Below are 4,612 nucleotides of genomic sequence, written 5' to 3'. Positions count from 1 at the left end.
TCAATCCCGGTCAGGCTGTCGCCGCCGTCAGGGCCCTTGAGGATGAAGTCGTCGCCGTTCATCAGCAGGCGATAGCTGGAGAAATCCCCTGCCACGACAACAGTGTCGTGGCCGAAGCCGCCGATGAGGCTGTCGTTTCCCCCGCCTCCGTTCAGAACATCATCGCCCTCGCCGCCGTCGAGCCTGTCTGCGCCTTCGCCCCCCATCAGGGTGTCATTGCCGCCGAGTCCATCGAGTTGGTCGTCACCCGCCAGACCGCTCAACACATTGACGCCGTTGTCGCCAACCAGAAAATCGGTGAAATCGCTGTTCGTTCCGACCAGATTCTCGATGCTGAAAAGGGTGTCACCGTGCGCGTCGCCGCCCAGGGCGGTCCTGGTCATGAGATTGACGGCGATCCGGTCAACCGATCCAGAATAGTCCGCCGTGTCCATCCCACCGCCCCCGACGAGGGCGTCCTGCCCCGCGCCGCCGCGCAGCATGTCGTCGCCCGCTTGTCCGGAGAGCAGGTCGTCGCCGACGCCGCCGTTCAGCAGATCCTCTCCAAAGCCTCCGTAGAGAGCATCATCACCACCTTCGCCGAACACGGCGTCGTCGCCGAAGTCGCCCATCACCAGGTCGTTCCCGTCCCCCATGACCGCCGTGTCATCGCCGTCCAGCAATCGAACGGAGTCGGCTTCAGCCGTGCCGGCGTGCGTATCAGGTCCATCCGTGGCCAGATCGATGGATCCTGGCGTGGCCGGCTCCCGCGCATAGTCATTGGCCTGGAGGTAGGCGAGGATCTCCGCCGGTCCAGTCAGGGTATGCGTCCCCGTCACCTGTCCGGTATGTGGATCGAGGGTCTCGATTTCGATCCGGGTGGAGGCGGTGACGCCGCTTCGCCGAGCCGATCCGGCGTACATCCAGTCGAATACCCCCTGGTCATAATGCGGCAGGACGGAAGGGAGTTCTCGCACCAGAAAGGGCCACAACGCCTCTGCGTCCGGCCAGGGCGGCAGGAACTCATAGCCGCCGACGGTCCCGTTCAGCTCCGCGGCGAAGTTCAATCCGCCGAGGTGGATCGACGAAAACAGGGCGCCCACGTCAATGACGCCTTCCTGACCCAACGCTCGCCCCGCCTCCCGGAGGAAGGGCATGGTGATCAGCGAGTGGTACACGTCTTCCAGATTAGGGGGAGAAGGCGGACGCGTGGGCGCATTGTCGCTGTCGAACGTTCCTTCGGACCAGCCGTCCGTGAAGAGGCGGGGCCAGAAGTGCCAGAACGCGGTCCCGTTCTCCGTAATGAGCTCGGAGGTAATCAGGTTGAAGATCGCCTCAGCCCGCTCAAGAAACCGCACCTCCCCCGTCGCGTGGTGGAGATCGAGAGCCAACAGGCCCATGGCCGCCTGCATGTTGAACGGCTGCACCACGCCGTCGAGATAGAAATCGGTGCCCGGAGTGAAGCGATAGCCGTAGCTCATCCAGTCTGTTTCAAAACTGTCGAAGCTCCGGGTCGCCTGCTCAACCAGCGACTGCCGTTGTTCAGGGGACAGAAAGTCCCATGACTGGAAAGCGGCGTTGTAGATCCAGCCGGAGTGGACAGAGAAGGCGAAAGCGCCGTCACCTTCGCTGTAGCGGGTGGAAGGGTAGTTGCCGTTCGAATCCGCCTGACTCAACATCTCGGTGACAGCCGCCGCCGCCCGCGCCTTCAGGCCCGCGTCGTCCGTCGCCAGCGCCAGATCCGCCAGCGCGAGAAGACGATAGCTCTGATGCCAGGCCAGTCGCCCGGCGTCGTTGCCGATACCGGTGAAATCCTCGGTCTCAGGCCTCAATACGCGGTCCAACGCCGCGTAAAGCAGCTGTCCGGCCTGATCGCCCGTCACCCGAACCAGGGCGGCGCCATCCGAATTCCCCGACAGGAAGATCGACTGCTCGCCGAAATCGGTCGAGACCGCTATCTCCCCCGGGCTCGCGGCTACCACAACGGTATTGCCCGTTGTGGCGTGGACGCCGTTGATCAAAAAGCCATCGCCATCCACGACCACCCGCTGCGCGCGCACCGGCAGCGGCTCGGTGGTCAGGGCGCCGGTCATGAGGGAATAGCGATTGAGCGTCGTCCCGACAGCCGTGGTCTCGAGCCAGGCCAGGGTCGTATCGGTCATCGCCAGATCGAGCACCTGGCGACCCGTGGCGATCAGGTCTCCGTTAAGCCAAATGTCCGTGGCGCCCAGGGAAGATTTGATCCCGTCCGCCAGTCCAACGGCATAGGCCAGATCGCCCCTGGAATTCGTCTCAGGCGAGAAGGCCAGTCCCCCCGGGTCGGCGACTGTCCTGCCGAGAAACCGCACCTCAAGGGCGTTGCCTGTTCCCGCCGACACGTCGGCCACATAGCCGAACCGCGCGCGGGTGGTCTCGATCGCCATTGGCTGCTCCCGGGTTCGCTAGCGGCAACCTGCGGCCAAACGTCCAGCAACCCACGGAACGCTAACGGATTTGCCAGCGGGTGGAAAGGGGCGAGCCATCAGGGGAGGGGCTTGAGGCGGGGCTCGGCGCCCCGGAGGGTGCAAGGGCAGGGGAGCAAGCCTTCAGGCTGTCGGGCCGTGGCGCGGCCCGGAAACCAGGCACGGAAGAAGCGCCTGTTGACGGTTGACCACCGCCAATCTGTTCGTCGGAACGGCCCGGCCGACCCGATCAAGTTCACAGCGCCCCGTGCACGCCAATCAGGACACAGCCTGATCTCCGGCCCTAGCGGCCATCCATGGGCTGGACCGTCCGACTGGAGTGATTGCGGCTTCGCGTCTTCGCCTCGGCGCGGCTGCGCGGCTGCGGGGGCCGTCCGGAGAATTCCAGAATACCGCAGCACAGGGCGAAGACGACAGCCAGTGTGACCGTCCGCAACGGATAGTCGCCGATGGAGTGCAGGAGCGCCACGCCGATAGCGATGCTCGCCGCCCGTTGAAGGTCGCCTTCCCGGGAGGGTGGCGCTCGCCAGGCGCTCCAGCTGCGGCGGAACCACCAGATGGAGAAGGCGATGACCAGACCGATCCCGAGCCAGCCGGCTTCCAGCCATGTCTCCAGATATTCGTTATGCGCTTGGTTGAAGAAGGTGGAATCCAGTTGCTCCAGCGGCTCCACCGACCGGTAGACGGCGTCGAAACTTCCCATGCCGGCGCCGAGCGGAAGGTAGGTCTGCGCTGCCTCAGCCACGAGGGGCCAGCGATCGAAGCGGCCTTCCGGCGCGCTCTGGATATCGAACCTGGCGAGGATGGGGGGGAGGGCCAGGACAGCGACGATGGTAAGGGCTGCGCCGACGGAGCCTACGAGCAACAAAAGGCCGGGACCCGGGCGGCCTCTGCCCGCAGCGATCCACGCCGCCAGCAGGCTTGCGACCATCACGGGCGCGAAGAGAGCGATTCCCGCGCGTGACCTGATCGCGGCCAGGGCGACGACGACGAGGCCGGCGAACAGCGCCCCCAGCCACAGGGCCGAGGTTCCTCGATCCCGCCGCCTGAGGGTCGACGCCCCCATCGTGATGGCGAAAGGCAGTGTGATCAGCAGGGAGGAGGCCAGGTGATTGCGGTTGGCGAAGAAGCCGTTGACTGAGCCGGCATCCGTCCAGTGCCACAAGTACAGCCGGTCCCCACCGCTCACCAACTGGGCGGCGCCGAGAAGTATACCGACGACCGCTGCGGCGATGAGGAGATGGACCATTCGCTCGCGCTGGATGTGGGACATCGACAGCACGGCCAGAAAGAAGGCGACAGGGGGCGTAAGGGCCAACGCAGATCGCCAGGTACGATCAGGTGTCAGACTCAGCGGGGTCCAGCCGGGCTCGAGGCCCGCGAGTTCCAGGGCGAGCACCATCTGGTCCCGTCCGGGCAGCCCGGTCCAGATGGCGGGGGGGAGGGGGATCAACTGGATCAGGGGGATGGCCACAAGTGCGGCCGTCAAGCCGAGCGCCAGCCTGTGCTCTCGCCACAGGCCGGTCTGGACAATCCGGCCCGCAGCCAGCACCAGGACCGGCAGGGCCGCCAGTTCCACCAGCGCGAGACGCAGGGCGTGGTTTTGGCTGGCTCCGCCCAAGACAAACGAAAGGACCAGCAGGACGGCCGATGCTAGAGCAACGGCGTCCCACTGGTCCTTAAGAAGCTTGCCAGTTACGGGCAATTACGTCTGCACGATAGCGAACGTTACCCGCGCCGGTTCAGATCAATCGCTTTCCGAGTCGTCGTCGCTGACGACCACGACCGTCGCGACCAGAACGGCGGCGCCGATCAGCAGGACCGGGAGCGGAATGCCGGCGAACTCCGAGCTCGCATCGGCTTCAGCGCCGACGCGGTCGCCCACGCGGGCGGTCGCGGAATTGTTGGCGGCAGCGGCTTGGCCGGCGACGAGCAGCAGGCCCGCCGTTACGGCGGCGATGGTCTTACGCATGCTTTAATCCCCATAATCAGGTGTGTTGGACGGGCTGGCCCGCGAGTTATCGAGAGTGTTTGTAAGAGGCGAAGGTTTCGAAGGCAACAAGATTCTCCAGCGGACGAGGTCGTGTCGCCGACTGACCCTACCTGTTCGGGGCCCCACCCAACTGAGCGATAGCCACCTGGTCAAACCATACCACCATGGGGGTGCGGCG

The 4,612-nt window shown here is 65.3% G+C and carries 2 protein-coding genes and 1 pseudogene; all 3 read right to left on the bottom strand.

Annotation, left to right across the window (positions count from 1 at the left end; translation table 11 throughout):
• Positions 1-2,402 (bottom strand): annotated as a pseudogene (locus RDU12_RS12625) (hypothetical protein); the annotation flags it as partial.
• Positions 2,403-2,724: 322 nt separating this feature from the next.
• Complete coding sequence (locus tag RDU12_RS12620) at positions 2,725-4,146, bottom strand: O-antigen ligase (RefSeq protein ID WP_300289155.1); 1,422 nt, start codon at positions 4,144-4,146, stop codon at positions 2,725-2,727.
• Positions 4,147-4,188: 42 nt separating this feature from the next.
• Complete coding sequence (locus RDU12_RS12615; protein ID WP_300289156.1) at positions 4,189-4,413, bottom strand: hypothetical protein; 225 nt, start codon at positions 4,411-4,413, stop codon at positions 4,189-4,191.
• Positions 4,414-4,612 lie beyond the last annotated feature (199 nt).

This window comes from Brevundimonas sp. (assembly GCF_031082345.1).
Classification (GTDB): domain Bacteria; phylum Pseudomonadota; class Alphaproteobacteria; order Caulobacterales; family Caulobacteraceae; genus Brevundimonas.
The sequence above is the reverse complement of the archived record's forward strand: the minus strand, read 5'-3'. Positions and strand labels throughout refer to the sequence as shown.